The following is a 14,951-nucleotide window of genomic DNA, read 5'->3' on the forward strand; positions in this document are numbered from 1 at the left end:
TTGTCCCCCTAAGGTTCACGGCCAACATCAGGTAATCCGGAAGTAGTCCGGCCGCCCCGTTGGCCATGGATCCCCCCACAATTGCTGCCCACCGTCGATGTTCAGAACTTCACCGGTTACGAATTTCCCTGAATTGGCCGCCATATAGACAACCCCTTCAGCGACATCCCATTCGTCCCCGGCGTGCCGCATCGGGTTGGAGTCCTGAAATGTCGCAGAACCCTCCGGAGGGTAGTTCCCGAAACCGTTGCTTTCGCAGCAACCCGGCGCGACGCAGTTCACTCGGATATCGTGCGGGGCCCACTCCACCGCAACCGACTTGGACAGGTAAACTACCCCTGCCCGGGCCGCACAGGTATGCGCGATGCCGGGCATGCCGCGCCAGATATCGGCCACGATGTTGACGATGGAGCCTGGTTGCTTGTTGGCAACCCAGTGGCGCGCCGCGGATTGCATCATCCACCAGGTGCCGTTGAGGTTGGTGTCTATGACCGCATTCCAGCCCTTTGGACTGAACTCCAACGCAGCTTGCGGAAACTGACCCCCAGCATTGTTCACCAAAACGTCAATCGCCCCGAACTCCTGGTTCGTCTTGGCGACAAAATCCTCGACCTGCTCAGGCTCCCGGATGGTCATAGGCACAGCGAAAACTTCGCCCCCGAAACTTTCAAGGAACTCCTTGGCCAAAGCCAGTTTCTCTTCGTTGCGTCCATTGATCGCCAGATTGGCCCCGAGCCTTGCGAACAGGGTCGCAATTGCCAGCCCCAATCCGCCTCCAGCGCCGGTCACCACAACGATTTTGCCGGTGAATAAACCGCTTGCGTAAACGGTTGCACGTTTTGATAGGTCCTCCCTCGAAGACCCAAACTGCGTCTTATTCATGACGCCTCCTCCCATTCCCCATTAGGGGCAGTTGCCAGTAATCTAACGGGTGTTAGAAAAATGGTCAAGACACCTTTTCCCACCAGCCCCGCCCGTCATCTCCGATCAGTAAGACTTTGGAAGCCCAAGGGCTTTTTCTGCTATGAACGACAAAAGCATCTGCGGTGTCACCGGTACGATGCGGAACAGCAGAGCCTCCCGTACCAGTCGCTCCACGTGATATTCCTTGGCGTATCCGAATCCGCCAAATGTAATTTGCGCGGCTTCGGTCGCCTCGACCGCGGCGTCGGCGGCCAAAAGCTTGGCAGCGTTCGCCTCGACGCCGCAGGATTCTCCCGCATCGTAGAGGGCTGCAGCGTGCATCACCATGAGATTGGCAGATTCCACCCGCGCCCAGGCTTTGGCGAGCGGATGCTGAACACCCTGATTTTGGCCGATTGGGCGGTCAAAAATCACACGTTCGTTTGCATAATGCGCCGCGCGCGCCAGTGCGTTGCGCGCAATACCGATACATTCGCCGGCCACCAGGACGCGTTCGGGATTCAACCCGTGCAAAATTTGTCTAAAGCCTTTGCCTTCCTCCCCGATCAGGTCCTCAGCCGGAATCGGCAACCCATCGATGAAAACTTCATTCGAATCGACAGCTTTTCGACCCATCTTTTCGATCTCTCGCACGTCAACGAAATTTCGGTCGAGATCTGTATAGAACAGGCTCAGCCCTTCGGTCGGGCTGCTCACATCTTCAAGCCGCGTTGTCCTGGCCAGAAGCAGCATCTTGTGGGCCACCTGCGCGGTAGAAATCCAGACTTTTTGTCCGTGCACGACATATCTGTCCCCCTGCCGCACCGCCATGGTCTTCAGCTTTGTGGTATCCAGCCCCGTCGTCGGTTCGGTCACGGCGAAACACGCCTTTTCGTCACCCGCGATCAGAGGGCCAAGCATACGCGCGCGCTGCTCATCGGTCCCGAACTTCACCACCGGGTTGAGCCCGAAAATGTTCATGTGGATGGCCGAGGCTCCGCTCGCGCCGGCCCCCGACTCGGCGATTGCCTGCATCATTATGGTCGCCTCGGTGATCCCCAGACCCGCGCCGCCGACAGCTTCTGGCATGGCGATACCTAGCCAGCCGCCATCGGCCATTGCCCTGTGCAGTTCATGGGGAAAACCACCGTTGCGATCCCGATCCAGCCAATAGTCGTCGTCGAACCTTCCGCAAATCCGCAGAATCTGGTCGCGAATCTCTTGTTGGTCGGCGGTCAATCGAAATGTCATAGCGCGCGCCCTCCTTCCAATCTTACGAGCCCAGCCTCACATAGGGCCGTGATCCGCTCATCGTTAAAACCAAGATCACGCAGAATGCTTTGGCTGTCTGCGCCAGGCGGTCGTCCCAGCCAACGAAGCTGACCGGGCGTCGCGCTGAGATGAGGGACCGGGCCAATGACCTGAGTCTGTTCGCCAGCGACCGACACGATATCCCCGCGATGGCTTATCTGCTCGTTCGTCGTGATTTCCTCGACACTCAACACACGCGAGGCAACGGCATCATGGCGGGCGAATACCGCCTCCACTTCCTTAGCTGTGTGCTGCATGACAAAATCATTGATCGCATCGAAGACCACCGCCATGTGCTGCGACATCTCGCCAAGTGTCGCAAACCGCGGATCATCGGCAAGGGCGTCCCCGCCGACTGCCCGCAACAGTCGTTGCGCGGTTTCCGCGCTTCCTGCGGAAACGGTCAGCCACACCCCATCGGACGTTCGGAACATCCCCCCCGGAGCAAAGTCCATCGGCTGGCGCAGCCCATTGCGCCGCGGCGAGAGCTTCGCGCCCGTCAATGCGGGAACAGGATAGTCCATCAACCGAAGCAACGCCTCGAACACCGCAAGATCGACGACCTGACCGCGTGCAATGCCCTTTTCGCGAGCAAATAGCGCGATCATGACTCCCAAAGCGCCCATCAGCCCTGTCGTGCTGTCGGCTGCCGGAAACCCGGGGTGCATCGGCGGCCCGTCGGGAAAACCGGTCAGATGTGCTAAACCACTCATGGCCTCCGCAGCACGTCCAAACGCTGGCACGTCGCGCATCGGACCGTCCTGTCCGTAACCTGAAACCCGCAAGACAACCAAGTCCGGGTTCCAATCGTGCAGGACGTCTGGCCCAACACCAGCACGTTCTAGCACACCCGGACGGAAATTTTCGATCAGCACGTCGGCATCTTCAACCAACCTGCGCAGGATGTCCCGGCCCTCGTCGGACTTCCAGTCCAGGCCTAGTGTTTTCTTGTTGCGGCCCAAAGTCTTCCACCAGACGCCCACCCCATCCTCTGCCTTGGGTCCAAGGTCGCGCATCATATCCGTCCGGTTGGGGGCTTCGATCTTGATGACATCTGCACCAAAATCCGAGAGTAAAGCTGCCGCAAGTGGTCCGGCAATTACGTGACCAAGTTCTATAATCTTCAGTTGATCAAGGGGTCTAGACATCTGCACTTTCGACTCTGCTAATTTTCTAATGGTTGTTCGATTGCTAGCAAAGGCGAAGTCTGACCTCAAGATTCAAAGGTAATCACCTCCCCGAAAACGTAGCCGCCCGGTTGTTACCATGGATCAGTTCATTGGCGTCCAGTTCCATGGAAGCGGTTCGTTGAGCGGGTTGGTCATGTGATTGTGGATGCGGTCGAGGATTTCGGCCAGCCAGGCTTGCGGATCGTGGCCGTTCATCTTGGCTGTCTCGACAAGGGACATCGCCCGGGACAGCGTTTCGCCACCGCTGTCGGAGTGTGCGAAAAGCCAGTTCTTTCGCCCGATGCTGATCAGGTGATGTGATCCCCGAAAACTGGACCGGTTTGGCTTAGAGTTTTCCGCACGAATGAAGCGACACCCATCTTTGGACCAGCGGCGGGCAGAGTTTTCCGGCTATTGACCTGCTACCCGATGCTGGACCACCCGGGCGGGCGCTTCCGGTCATTCCGCGGTCAGTGAGGGCCATCTGCCACCGACCGATCCATGAGCTCTATCGGTGGCTTGTTGCCGATCGAGCTGTGTGGGCGAACTTCGTTGTAGTCTCTGCGCCAAGCCTCGCATTTTCGGGCCGCGTCGTCGAGGGTCATGAACCAGTGGGCACTCAAGCACTCCGCCCGGAACTTGCCGTTCAGGCTCTCGATGAAGGCATTGTCCGTCGGCTTCCCGGGACGCGAGAAGTCCAGGGTGACGTCCCGCTGGTAGGCCCAGAGATCAAGGTCGCGGGAGACGAACTCGCTGCCTTGGTTGACCCGGATCGTCCTCGGCAGGCCGATTTCGGCGCCGACCCGTTCGAGCACCTCAATCACGTCCGGGGCGCGGAAGCTGAACCGGGGCACGATTGCCGGGGCGTAGCGGCTGAAGGTGTCGACGATCGTCAGAACCCGGATCTTCGTGCCCGTCGCGAGTTGGTCGTGAACAAAGTCCATGGCCCAGGTCTCGTTGCTGCGAACTGCCGGGCAGCGGTCCTCGCGCAGGTTCGCCTTGACCCGTCGCTTCGGCGTCTTGTTCCTGAGCTGCAAGCCTAACGCCTTGTAAAGGCGATAAACCCTCTTCTGGTTTATGGCCCAGCCTTCGCGCCGCAGCAGGACATGGATGCGCCGGTAGCCGTAGCGTATCCGTGTCGCTGCGATCTCCTTGATCCGTTCCATCAGTGCGGCCTGCGAGCGGCGCCTGCCTTTGTAGTGGTAGCTCGATCGCTCGGCGCGCAGCACCTGGCAAGTCCGCCGGATGCTGACCTTCCAGGTCGCCCGAACCTCATCGACGAGCTGGCGCCGCCGCGCAGGCCCTACAGTTTTTTTGCCAGCACGTCCTGCAGCATCGCCTTGTCCAGGCTCAGGTCCGCCACCAGCTTCTTCAGCTTGCCATTCTCGTCCTCAAGCTGCCGCAGCCGGCGCATCTCCGACGGCATCAGCCCGGCATACTTCTTCCGCCAAGCATAGAACGTCGCCTCACTGATCCCGGCCTTCCGGCACACCTCGCCGATCACCGTGCCCTCTTCCGCCTGCTTCAGGACGAACGCGATCTGCGCCTCGCTGAACTTCGATCTCTTCATGTCAGCTCTCCGATTCCCGGCCCGATCCTAAACTGGAAAATCCCAGCTCGATCCGGTCCAGGAAGCGGGAAGCAGGTCACTATGATCGGGGTGACGGGCTGGTTGCGCCTCCCGATTTCGTCAGCAGGATCGGCGGTTTGTTCCCGATCGCGCTGTGTGGCCGTTCGTCATTGTAGTATCTCCGCCAAGCCTCCACTTTTTCGCAGGCATCCGCAAGGTTCATGAACCAATGTGTGTTCAGGCACTCCTGCCGGAACCGTCCGTTAAAGGCCTCGATGAAAGCGTTATCGGTCGGCTTACCGGGCCGTGAGAAGTCGAGGATCACGCCGCGCTGATAGGCCCAGAGGTCCATGTCGCGGGAGATGAACTCGCTACCCTGGTCGACCCGGATCGTCTTCGGATAGCCGATCCGGCGGCACACCCGATCCAGGGTGGCGACCACGTCTTCCCCGCGATAACTGAACCGAACATCCAGCACCGGCGAATAACGCGAGAACGTGTCCACGACCGTCAGGACGCGCAGCTTCTTGCCCATGGCAAGCTGGTCATGCGCATCTACCGCCTGCAGACTGAAGACGGGGAACGCGCTATCGGCCGTCTGGTCAGTCAGGAGCAGCTTCTCAATGTCTATGCGCGCTTGGGTCTCGATTGTCAGATCGAGATGACGCCGCAGGAGGTGTTCGGCGCGGTCATGGACGCGAAGACGACCCTGAGCCTCCTTGGCGGCTACCAGCTGCGCCGCTCGCTGGTCATGGGTCAGCCGAGGCTGGAATTGAACAGCGCGTCGGGCACGGCCCTGCCTGCACTGAAGGCGATGGGCTGTTTCACCGAGGTGATCCAGTGGAAGACGCGGGTGTTCATCCCGGTGGATGGCACCGAGGTGCTGGTGCGGGTTCTCGCGGAGTATCCTGTTGGCGGCAGTGCAGCGGATGCCGCAGCATGAGCGCGGGGCGCAGTATCGCGGACCTCTCGGCCGATCTGGCAGACCGGGCCGAGAGCTTCTGCCGCCAGTATTTCCCCGAGGGGCGCAAGCAGGGCAATTATTGGCAGGTTGGTGACACTTCGGGCGCAAAGGGGCAGAGCCTTGCCATCCGGCTCCAGGCCCAGGGTGGGCGCAAGGCCGGGTCCTGGACCGATTACGCGACGGGTGAATATGGCGACTTGATCGACCTGCTGCATGAACGGCTTGGGTCGATCACGCTCAAAGAGACGCTGTGGGAGGCCCGGTCTTTCCTTGGCGAGGCCCCCTGCCCGGCCGTGCCGCGAGACACCCAAACCCGTGAGCAACCAGATGCCGCCTCGAGCAAACGCATCGCGCGGACGCGCAAACTCTTTGCCGCTGGCAAGCCGGTCCTGGGCACCCTGGCCGCCACCTATCTGCAGGGGCGTGGCATCACACGGCTGGGTTCGGCCCTGCGCTATCACCCACGGGTCTTCCTGCGGCACGGCACGGACGACGCCGATCCGCCGCAAAGGGCTCCTGCCCTGCTCGCGAAGATCACCGATATTCGCGGCCAGATCACTGGATGCGCCCGGTTCTATCTAGACCCGTCCACCGGCGGTCTGGCCGGGATCGAGAGCCCGAAGCGGATCCTCGGGCAGCTTCACGGCCATGCCATCCGCTTCTGGTCCGGCACGGGCCGCTCTGATCTCATCGTCGGCGAAGGTCTCGAGAACACCCTTTCGGTGGGCACCGCTCTCCCCGAGTTCGATCTCGCCTCCTGTCTCACCGCCACCCATCTCGGGCTGTTCATCCCGCCGCCGGGGATCAAGCGTATCTGGATCGCGCGGGACAATGACGAAGCCGGACGTAACGCATGAAAGAGATTTCGTAACCAACTGGAATCTCGGGGAATTACCTGTGGTGATCTCGTGCCAAACATGGGCGATTTCAACGACGATTTGCAGGCACTTGGCAAGGATACGCTGCGCCGGTCGCTGATAGAGGCCATGAAAGCACAAGGTCTGGAGATCGAGGACGGGTGACCGCCACCATCCTCTTGGATGTCCAACAGGGCAAAGGTTCCGCGGGTTCGATCTGATCCCGTTTGGATATTGGGAGCGATGGACCGGCGGGTCGGGGCTGAGTGCCCCTCGCCCGGGCAGCAATGCGCCGCTACCCGGAAAATTCCCCTGAGCCTTCGGCTCATTCCTCGCGGGACCAATTTTCCGGCCCGCGGCGCATTCTCCGCTTCGCTCCGATCCTGACGGATGCGGCCCGGTCGCCGCCGGTCCTGGTATCGCCCCATCCAAATCGGGTCAGATCAAACAGAGGAACCAGACAATGCCCCATCAGACAGACGTCCAAGAGGAAACCGGCGTGACCTCCGCCATCCTCGACCACCTCGCACTTCACGGCGCAACGCCAGGGCCCGGCGAGACCGATCACCGCCCCCTGCCCCAGCCTGACGAGGTCGAGCTCGCCATGGCGGCGCTCTTTGACACCACCACCGGCCTCATCACCGGCAGCCAGTTGGAAGACAATCTCGAAGAGATGCTCTGGTCCCTGACCTCAATCTTCCATCGCCGGCTCACCCATATCCAGAAGCTGCTCGACGACAACGAATTCGAGGTCCGGGAAAGTCTGGCCATCCAGGACGGCTCAGAGGTCGCCTCGGTCGAACTAGAGCGCCTCCAAATGATCGGGCTCAAACTCTGGGACCATCGCGACGCTTTCGAGCAGATGCGCGATCTGGCCGTGGACCACTTTTCGGCCGCCACGGGTTCACCCTGGCTGCCCCGCACCGGAACCAAGGTCTCGCATCGCGGCCTGACTTCCGCCGTGGTGGACAGCCGGGCCTACCTCTCGGCCAAGCGACGCAAGGAGACAGAGGTACACTGCCCCGAAGGCACGCGGATCGCCTTCTCGGGCGGGGGCTATCACGCCTACGATCTGATCTGGTCCGTGCTCGACGCCACGCACGACAAATTCCCCGACATGGTGCTGCTGCACGGCGGCACGCCGAAAGGTGCCGAGATGATCGCGGCCCGCTGGGCAGATACTCGGGGCGTCACCCAGGTAGTCTTCAAGCCCGACTGGAAGAGCCACGGCAAGGCGGCTCCCTTCAAGCGCAATGACAAGATGCTCGAGACCATGCCGCAGGGTCTGATCGCAACGCCCGGTTCGGGCATCACCGAGAACATCGTCGACAAGGCCCGCAAGCTCGGGATCCGCATCAAGAGGATCGGGGCTTAGGCCCCGGTTCTACCATGACATCAGTCAGAGCACACTGTGCGGTTCGCTCTATGAGTGCGCAGAGCTGCGCACTTCTGCGGGATTTGGTCTGTCAGACCGCCGTGAGTGTTAACACCATTTCTAACTGGCGGCTGTGGCGAGACCCTCTGAAGCCTCCTGACGCTCACGTCGTCCGGTCGTCAGCGGGATATTCGCCGAAAGGCAGCCCATGTCGGCCAGGAAACTGACCAATCCGACGATCGTCTTGAACTCGCGCAATTTGAAGACGCTACGGCTCGTGACAAGCATCTTCGCATCCTGGCCATCCTACGTCACCGCGTGCACGGCCCAGGCGCCATGCCAACTGTTGTGGCGCTTCCCGGCAGTCTGGTTGCAGATCACCTCGATGAGGTAGCCATCTGAGTGCAGATCGCGCAGGCCATCCTCGGTGACCACATTCGGTGTTGCGCCGTCCAACAGCTTATCCTCTTCACTTATGCCGACACGTATCGGGATTGGAGCGGGCCCGAGCTTCTACCCGATCTTCCGAGTCGCATGCGTCGTTTGCTCAGTTTCGCAATCCCATACGGGACATCTTCGAAGTTCGCAACGCGGCCGGGATTGAAGCCGTCGGGAACAGATGCGCGTGTCTTCGCCCTGGCATTTCATCTTCTCCTGCCTGTCAGAGCACTCTCTGCTTGAGGCCCCTAGTGACCCGACCGAGGAGCTGAATACGGGCCGGTGTCGCGTTGCGATAGGTCGTGGTGTGTATCGAAAGATCTGGCGAGCCTGTGCAAAGGACGCATCGGCGTTCCTGGCTGTCGGCAGTTCACCCAGTTTCCTTCGCGGCCGCCGCACTTCTCCCTTTGTCTGAGTTGCATGACATGCTGGTCGCAGCTGTCGTCCCGTCCAAAAGGTTGTCACCGATCTTTTTCCCCTGTCCCTGCGGGCCATTCCTCGCGAGGCAAAAAGACCGGCGCCTGCCCCTCTCCGCTGCGCTCCGCCTTCGGTGTGGCCGGGCCTTGCCCGCTGCAAGGTGACCATCATTGCAACGCAAACAAGGAGAAGAGCGATGACCACGAACTGCATCAAATTCACCAGCGCCGACATCGAAACCGCCAAGGGCGTCGGCTCCATCTCGACCCTGACCTTCGACCTCGACATCACGGTCGAACCCGTCGCAAGCGTGAACCCGATGGCCCCCACGCACCGCGTCCTCGGCCGCTCCCCGCGCGGCAAGCTGGTCGAGTGCGGCGGCATCTGGAAGAAGCAGAACAAGGAGACCGGCGCCGACTACTATACGCTGACCATCCGCGACCACGGCTTCAACGCCAACCTCGGCAAGGCCGCGAACCAGAACGATCTGTCCCTGCAGGCCGTCATCCCTTGGGGGCCGAAAGACGCTGCGTGACGTAAAGAATCGGCTGGGACAACCCAGCCGATTTCCTCTGTTTCCCTTCGCGCTGAAACGCATTCCCCACATTTTGGAGCCAGTGGTTGGTCCGCTTGGTGGAAGCAACCGATCACTGAATTGGCGCAAGGTGATGATGATGCAATCCGCTTCGGAGGAGACGGGTTCGTAGTTCCCCTAGCGCCATGAGGCTTCCAGCATCTTGCATTTTGACAGCCGTGCAGCGGTGAAAAAAGAAACAAAAACAGATAGTTGAATGTAACTGGCGCGAAGTTAAAGTTGACTACACATCCGAGCGAGTGACAGTTTCCCCAAGATATTGGGTAGCTACATTCCTCGATCGCTATACTTTGTCGAGGCATCTAGGCACGCTGGTAGATTGGGTAAGATCTAACCGCCGGGCGAAAATCGTTGTTAAGACTCAGTTTTCCGTGTAGATGACACTTTAATGAGCGAAATCGCTGAAAAAGCGATATTTAGAGGACAGGCGGATGCGAGAACGGTCTTTTGCGGCTGATACGAAGGATCAACCCTTCGACGAGATCATCCTACAGCAAGGAGAGTTGATTTCCGACCGCCTCAATATGTTGCGGCAGGAACAGTATCCTCCGGACGCCCAAAAAGGTCTACGTCAGTTTTCATTGGCCGAGGTTGCTTACTATCTCGGCGTGACGCAGTCGACCATCAAGAAGCTTCATCTCGAAGGCAAAGGTCCTGAACCTGAAACATCATCGTCCGGGAGGCGCAGCTACTCGGCCGAGCAGATGCTGGAACTGAGAGCTTATCTCGACAAGCATGGCCGCCCCGGAAAACGCCGTTATGTCCCCTATCGGCAGCCTGGTGAAGAACTGCACGTCGTGTCCGTCGTGAACTTCAAAGGAGGAAGTGGAAAGACCACTACCGCCGCCCACCTCGCGCAGCACTTGGCGTTGAAAGGGCATCGAGTTCTTGCGATCGACTTGGACCCTCAGGCCTCGCTCACAGCTTTGCATGGCATTCAGCCTGAACTCGACGACGTGCCTTCGCTCTACGAGACACTTCGCTATGATGACGAGCGTAAGCCGATCTCAGAGGTGATCCGGCCAACGAACTTTCCCAACCTTGATATCGTGCCGGCAAGTCTCGAGCTTCAAGAGTACGAATACGATACCCCGGTTGCTTTGACGAGCAGCGATCCCCACGAGGGCCGTACCTTCTTCACTCGCATATCGAAGGCGCTTAGCGAGGTTGATGACCGCTATGACGTGGTTGTGATCGATTGCCCTCCTCAACTGGGCTACCTCACGCTCACTGCTCTCACGGCTTCTTCCTCGGTCATTGTGACAGTCCATCCTCAGATGCTGGACGTCATGTCGATGAGCCAGTTTCTCCTGATGCTGGGCGGAATCATGAAGACGATCCGTGACGCTGGAGCGAACATGCGCCTGAAGTGGTTCCGTTACCTGGTAACGCGATTTGAACCAACGGACGGTCCCCAAAAGCAGATGGTTGGGTTCCTCCAGGCGATGTTCCCAAATCAGATGCTGTCGGCTCCTGTGCTGAAGTCTACGGCGATCTCCGACGCTGGGATTACGAAGCAGACGCTTTACGAAGTTGAACGGTCTCAATTCGTGCGGACTACTTATGACCGCGCAGTGACATCTTTGAATGACGTGAACGATGAAATCGCCGAACTGATCCACAAGGCTTGGGGGCGTGAATGACTAAGGTTTTGACAGCCGTGCAGAGAGCTAGTTTTGACAGCCGTGCAACTGTCGAAATGCGCGCGGCGCTTTGGTTGGATTTGGACGAAAAGGAGATGGCTTGATGGCTCGCAAAGACCTCCTGAAGAGCGTTATGGCGGGCTCGCCGGAGCAGCCCAAGGATTCCGGTCGCTCTGGATACGCAATGCGCGGTGCTTCGAAATCGATGAAGGTTTCGATTGATAGCCTTGCGGAAAACTCGAAGCGTCTCCTTGAAGGTGAAACCATTGTCGAGATCGATCCGCAATTGATCGATGTGTCATTCGTTTCGGATCGGCTTAGTGATGACGATGTTGCTTTCGACGAACTGAAAGCATCGATCGCAGCGGGTCGCCAGGACACGCCGGTACTGCTTAGACCGCATCCGGAAGCGGATGGCCGCTATATGATCGTCTTCGGGCATCGCCGTGTGCGCGTTGCATCGGCGCTCGGCCGTAAGGTTCGCGCAGTTGTAAAACCAATGGACGATGTGGCCCACATTCTTGCTCAAGGGCAGGAAAACACTGCGCGCGCAGACCTCTCTTTTATTGAGAAGGCCCTTTTTGCGAAGAGCCTCTTGGATATGGGACAAGCAAAGGACGTGATCCAGTCCGCACTTACCATCGATGGGACGTTGCTTTCACGGATGCTGTCAGTGGCGCAGAACGTCCCTAGGTACGTCATCGAACAGATTGGGCCGGCCAAGCAGATTGGGCGTGATCGCTGGGAAGACTTCAAAAAGTTGGCTTCGGAACCATCGAATGACAAGATCCTCGAGGGAGCTCTGGAGTTCGACGGGTTTCAGAACCTCGACAGTGATGCTCGCTTTGAGTTCCTGCATAGCAAGCTGGCAGAAGCGGGTAGGGTGCCGAAGCGCCGAAAAACGCGTGCCGCGCCCAAGAAACGAACCTGGACTGCCGGCAAAGGCCGCATCAAGGGAGTCATCGGTCGTTCCGGAAAGGCATTCAGCATTTCGCTTACGGCACAAGATTCAACCGAGTTCGGAGACTTTCTCTCGGGTCGGCTTGATCAGCTGTACAGCGAATTCCTCGCGACGAAAGAGGAGCAGTCAGAACAATGATCTAGGCAAAAGAAAAGCCCCCAAGCAGCGTGGCCTGAGAGCTAATCTGAAAAGTTTGGTCGCTTAGAAGATATCTCTCCCGCGAATCACTGTCAACAAGAACGCCACTTCGGCGAACGGCTTTCTTTTGCCTCCACATAACTGGAGGTGAGAAACAGGCATGAAGCATACAGGTTGGCGCAAGCCGACACCGGGTCTTGGCATTGCAGAGCAGCTTGCCCAAGCCGGTGAACAGGTAGCTGTACCCAAAACGCGGGCCTTCGTGGCCGTGAAGCGGGTCGGAGCCTACATTGGCCTCAAGGCGGGGGACATGATGCTCCTCGACACGCTCGGGGCGTTTACCCAGGCCCAGGACTGGGAGGAGGGTCAGCGCCCGATCGTCTGGGCATCGAACGCCTATCTGATAGAGCAGACGGGCTTCTCGCTTTCCGCGCTGAAACGCCATGCGCGGCGCCTGGCCGAGATCGGCGTGATCTCCTTCCAGGACAGCCCGAACGGCAAGCGTTGGGGCCGTAGGGACGCTGAGGGGCGCATCGTGGAGGCCTATGGCTTCGATCTGTCGCCGCTCGCAGCTCGCGTCGAGGAGTTCGAGGAACTGCATAGCGATTTGCAGGCCGAACGCGAGCTCTGCCAGCGCTTGAAGCGCCAGATCACCGTGGCACGCCGGATGATCCGCGCGCGGATCGAGACCGCCGTCAGCAGCGCGCTGCGCGGTCCTTGGACGCAATTCACAGGCCTCTTCGAGGAGCTTCTTGATCGGCTTCCGCGCCGTCATGAAGCCTCTGAGCAACTTGCGCGGTTGCTGACCTGGTTCAAGGAACTTCAGGAGCGCGTCGAAGCGGCCTATCTCAAGGCAACCGAGGTCGTTCAACCTGTGGAAAACGCGCCCGAAGCCAAGGAACAAGTTCCCGAGAAGACTCAAGAAATGAACCCCAGGGAGGTCATTTCTGACCCTCATATACTAATTACAAACCAACTTGATCCTGTAACTCGTAATTCCTCAGAAAATGAGGAAGTCGCGGCCGTGGTGCCCAATGCTCAGCCCGAAGATCAGGTTGACAGGGAGCTGGAAGAGTGGGTGGCTGAAGTCCGCAAGAAGCGCGCGGCACTGGATCTGCCCACAGTGATGCAGGCCTGTCCCGAATTCGCGTCCTGGGCGCGTAATATGGGCGGCTTCCTGAAGGATTGGGGCGATCTGCACCGGGTTGCCGGGCAGCTCAGGCCGATGATCGGGGTGTCCGAGCATGCGTGGAACGTGGCGCAAGACCGGCTGGGCAAACAGGTGGCGACAGCGGCGCTGGCGCTTGTCTTCGAGAAGCATTGCGCGGGCGAAGTTTCCTCGCCGGGCGGATATCTGCGCGGCATGGTCGAGAAGGCCGGGGCAGGGGAGCTGCATCTCGAGCGCAGCTTCTATGGCAGGCTCAGTGGGCAGGCGGCGTGATGGGGCAGGGGATCAGAGTCCGGCGGCCTTGGTTAGGTTCACGCGGAACCGGTCGCGCCGGCGCTGGTAGCGGCGGGTCATCTCGGCCGAGGCATGACCAAGCTGTTTTTGAACGTAGCGCTCGTCGACTTCGGCGGAGCTGGCGAGACCGGCGCGCAGCGAATGGCCGGAGAACAGCGCCAGGCGTTCCTTTTCGGGCAGCTCGGATCGGATGCCGGCGTCCAGGACCGTCCGCTTGATCAGGCGCGCAACATGCTTGTCATTCAGTCGCGTTTCAGTGGCGCGGTTGCCATCGCGCGAGGTGCCGACGAAGACCGGACCGAAGTCGATCTTCGCGAAGTGCAGCCATTGCTCCAGCGCGTGCACGGGGCAGGTCTGATCCTTGGAGCCGCGGCCGATCTCGACTTCGCGCCAACCGGTTTTGGCGTTGAGGGTCAGGAGGGCGCCTTTCTCGAAGATCTCGATCCAGCCGCCAGAATCCGGCGTGTCGTCCTTGTGGACGTCAAGGCTAACGATTTCCGAGCGGCGCAAGCCTCCTGCATATCCCACCAGCAGGATCGCCCGATCCCGCAGCCCGCGCAGATCATATGGCAGGGTGGCGACCATCGCGAGGATGTCCTCGGCCAGGATGGCCTCCTTCTGAACTGGTGGTCGCGCGTGCTTTCGCTTGATCCCGGCCAACACCGTGGCGATATGTCGGTTCTTGCGATCGAGGGAAAAGCCGCGCTGTGCGTAGTTCCAGGCGAGACCTGACAGACGGCGGTCGATGGTTGAGACGGACAGGGCAGGGGAGGGACGTGAGCCGGTCGCGAGATCCGCAAGGTAGAGGCCGATCATCTCCGGCGACGGAGGCAGCGGCTCGGTGCCCTTCAACCGGCACCAGCGCGCGAAGTGCGCCCAATCCTTCGCATAGGCCTTCAGCGTGTTGTCCGACGCTGCCGCGCGTGCATAGTCGCGAGCCGTATCGACCAGCTGATCGAGCGTGCCTGAGCCCGCGACAAAGGAAGGCAGGCTCAAGACCTCGCCGTCAGGATGATCTCTCTCGTTGTCCTCGTTGGACGAAGGCCCGATTGGCACGTCTGAGGTCGATTTTGTCGGTCTGCCGGAATTTCTGAGACTGCGTTCCATTTGTTTTCAATAGCTTGCCTGTGTCGCATTTCTGAAACCGA

At 59.7% G+C, this 14,951-nt stretch carries 14 protein-coding genes and 2 pseudogenes; 7 read left to right on the forward strand and 9 right to left on the reverse strand.

Annotated features, from left to right (window positions below):
* Positions 1-27: 27 nt before the first annotated feature.
* From ACGYLQ_RS13420 to ACGYLQ_RS13445, 6 genes and pseudogenes are all read right to left on the reverse strand, one after another.
* Positions 28-882: an SDR family oxidoreductase gene (locus ACGYLQ_RS13420; RefSeq protein WP_028095203.1), complete on the reverse strand. Its 855-nt coding sequence runs from the start codon at positions 880-882 to the stop codon at positions 28-30.
* Positions 883-987: 105 nt separating this feature from the next.
* The gene (locus ACGYLQ_RS13425) at positions 988-2,154 is read right to left on the reverse strand and encodes an acyl-CoA dehydrogenase family protein (protein ID WP_028095202.1); all 1,167 of its coding nucleotides are present in this window, start codon (positions 2,152-2,154) and stop codon (positions 988-990) included.
* On the reverse strand, positions 2,151-3,362 hold the full coding sequence (locus ACGYLQ_RS13430; RefSeq protein ID WP_035367056.1) for a CaiB/BaiF CoA-transferase family protein: 1,212 nt from the start codon (positions 3,360-3,362) through the stop codon (positions 2,151-2,153). Before ACGYLQ_RS13430 ends, ACGYLQ_RS13425 begins: the two co-directional genes overlap by 4 nt.
* 123 nt (positions 3,363-3,485) lie before the next feature.
* Positions 3,486-3,692, reverse strand: a pseudogene (locus ACGYLQ_RS13435) (transposase domain-containing protein); the annotation flags it as partial.
* 161 nt (positions 3,693-3,853) lie between these two features.
* Positions 3,854-4,953 (reverse strand): IS3 family transposase gene (locus ACGYLQ_RS13440; protein WP_394443373.1). Its coding sequence is split into 2 segments (ribosomal slippage): positions 3,854-4,701 and positions 4,701-4,953, totalling 1,101 coding nucleotides; the frame shifts between segments, so codons are not numbered across the junction.
* A 79-nt stretch (positions 4,954-5,032) separates the two neighbouring features.
* Positions 5,033-5,503 (reverse strand): annotated as a pseudogene (locus ACGYLQ_RS13445) (integrase core domain-containing protein); the annotation flags it as partial.
* On the opposite strand from ACGYLQ_RS13445, the gene ACGYLQ_RS13450 reads away from it, so the two are divergent.
* The 3 genes from ACGYLQ_RS13450 (at position 5,501) to ACGYLQ_RS13460 (ending at position 8,149) form a co-directional block, all read left to right on the forward strand.
* Complete coding sequence (locus ACGYLQ_RS13450) at positions 5,501-5,896, forward strand: hypothetical protein (protein WP_028095338.1); 396 nt, start codon at positions 5,501-5,503, stop codon at positions 5,894-5,896. The pseudogene ACGYLQ_RS13445 and the gene ACGYLQ_RS13450 sit on opposite strands and share 3 nt — an antisense overlap.
* Positions 5,893-6,774, forward strand: coding sequence for a toprim domain-containing protein (locus ACGYLQ_RS13455; RefSeq protein WP_229861749.1), 882 nt, complete (start codon positions 5,893-5,895; stop codon positions 6,772-6,774). The genes ACGYLQ_RS13450 and ACGYLQ_RS13455 overlap by 4 nt, the downstream gene beginning before the upstream one ends.
* A 463-nt stretch (positions 6,775-7,237) precedes the next feature.
* The gene (locus tag ACGYLQ_RS13460) at positions 7,238-8,149 is read left to right on the forward strand and encodes a DUF2493 domain-containing protein (RefSeq protein WP_394443376.1); all 912 of its coding nucleotides are present in this window, start codon (positions 7,238-7,240) and stop codon (positions 8,147-8,149) included.
* Between the two features lie 120 nt (positions 8,150-8,269).
* On the opposite strand, the gene ACGYLQ_RS13465 is transcribed toward ACGYLQ_RS13460, so the two are convergent.
* Both ACGYLQ_RS13465 and ACGYLQ_RS13470 read right to left on the reverse strand, forming a co-directional pair.
* A complete protein-coding gene (locus ACGYLQ_RS13465) occupies positions 8,270-8,437 on the reverse strand; it encodes a hypothetical protein (protein WP_229861748.1) in 168 nt (55 codons plus the stop codon).
* Positions 8,438-8,455: 18 nt separating this feature from the next.
* The gene (locus ACGYLQ_RS13470) at positions 8,456-8,605 is read right to left on the reverse strand and encodes a hypothetical protein (protein ID WP_229861747.1); all 150 of its coding nucleotides are present in this window, start codon (positions 8,603-8,605) and stop codon (positions 8,456-8,458) included.
* A 595-nt stretch (positions 8,606-9,200) separates the two neighbouring features.
* Here ACGYLQ_RS13470 and ACGYLQ_RS13475 point away from each other — a divergent pair.
* The 4 genes from ACGYLQ_RS13475 to repC all read left to right on the forward strand — a co-directional run bounded on the left by ACGYLQ_RS13475 (position 9,201) and on the right by repC (position 13,782).
* Positions 9,201-9,539 (forward strand): DUF736 family protein, encoded by a 339-nt coding sequence (locus tag ACGYLQ_RS13475; RefSeq protein WP_028095336.1) that lies wholly within the window; start codon positions 9,201-9,203, stop codon positions 9,537-9,539.
* Between the two features lie 491 nt (positions 9,540-10,030).
* Positions 10,031-11,242, forward strand: a complete 1,212-nt coding sequence (gene repA, locus ACGYLQ_RS13480; protein ID WP_009574268.1) for a plasmid partitioning protein RepA — start codon at positions 10,031-10,033, stop codon at positions 11,240-11,242.
* A gap of 103 nt (positions 11,243-11,345) precedes the next feature.
* Positions 11,346-12,341, forward strand: coding sequence for a plasmid partitioning protein RepB (gene repB / locus ACGYLQ_RS13485; protein ID WP_028095335.1), 996 nt, complete (start codon positions 11,346-11,348; stop codon positions 12,339-12,341).
* A gap of 160 nt (positions 12,342-12,501) precedes the next feature.
* Positions 12,502-13,782, forward strand: coding sequence for a plasmid replication protein RepC (repC, locus tag ACGYLQ_RS13490; protein WP_028095334.1), 1,281 nt, complete (start codon positions 12,502-12,504; stop codon positions 13,780-13,782).
* A gap of 12 nt (positions 13,783-13,794) precedes the next feature.
* Here repC and ACGYLQ_RS13495 read toward each other — a convergent pair whose 3' ends face one another.
* Positions 13,795-14,910 (reverse strand): tyrosine-type recombinase/integrase, encoded by a 1,116-nt coding sequence (locus tag ACGYLQ_RS13495; RefSeq protein WP_394443379.1) that lies wholly within the window; start codon positions 14,908-14,910, stop codon positions 13,795-13,797.
* Between the last annotated feature and the right edge of the window lie 41 nt (positions 14,911-14,951).

Source organism: Sulfitobacter sp. 1A12779 (assembly GCF_043557315.1).
Classification (GTDB): domain Bacteria; phylum Pseudomonadota; class Alphaproteobacteria; order Rhodobacterales; family Rhodobacteraceae; genus Sulfitobacter; species Sulfitobacter faviae.

What these genes read in the sequence shown, in the direction of transcription:
- ACGYLQ_RS13430 (WP_035367056.1), bottom strand. Translation starts at nt 3,362, where the DNA reads ATGTCTAGACCCCTTGATCAACTGAAGATTATAGAACTTGGTCACGTA.
- ACGYLQ_RS13420 (WP_028095203.1), bottom strand. Translation starts at nt 882, where the DNA reads ATGAATAAGACGCAGTTTGGGTCTTCGAGGGAGGACCTATCAAAACGT.
- ACGYLQ_RS13455 (WP_229861749.1), top strand. Translation starts at nt 5,893, where the DNA reads ATGAGCGCGGGGCGCAGTATCGCGGACCTCTCGGCCGATCTGGCAGAC.
- ACGYLQ_RS13475 (WP_028095336.1), top strand. Translation starts at nt 9,201, where the DNA reads ATGACCACGAACTGCATCAAATTCACCAGCGCCGACATCGAAACCGCC.
- ACGYLQ_RS13495 (WP_394443379.1), bottom strand. Translation starts at nt 14,910, where the DNA reads ATGGAACGCAGTCTCAGAAATTCCGGCAGACCGACAAAATCGACCTCA.
- ACGYLQ_RS13465 (WP_229861748.1), bottom strand. Translation starts at nt 8,437, where the DNA reads ATGCTTGTCACGAGCCGTAGCGTCTTCAAATTGCGCGAGTTCAAGACG.
- ACGYLQ_RS13450 (WP_028095338.1), top strand. Translation starts at nt 5,501, where the DNA reads ATGCGCATCTACCGCCTGCAGACTGAAGACGGGGAACGCGCTATCGGC.
- ACGYLQ_RS13460 (WP_394443376.1), top strand. Translation starts at nt 7,238, where the DNA reads ATGCCCCATCAGACAGACGTCCAAGAGGAAACCGGCGTGACCTCCGCC.
- repA (WP_009574268.1), top strand. Translation starts at nt 10,031, where the DNA reads ATGCGAGAACGGTCTTTTGCGGCTGATACGAAGGATCAACCCTTCGAC.
- repB (WP_028095335.1), top strand. Translation starts at nt 11,346, where the DNA reads ATGGCTCGCAAAGACCTCCTGAAGAGCGTTATGGCGGGCTCGCCGGAG.
- repC (WP_028095334.1), top strand. Translation starts at nt 12,502, where the DNA reads ATGAAGCATACAGGTTGGCGCAAGCCGACACCGGGTCTTGGCATTGCA.
- ACGYLQ_RS13425 (WP_028095202.1), bottom strand. Translation starts at nt 2,154, where the DNA reads ATGACATTTCGATTGACCGCCGACCAACAAGAGATTCGCGACCAGATT.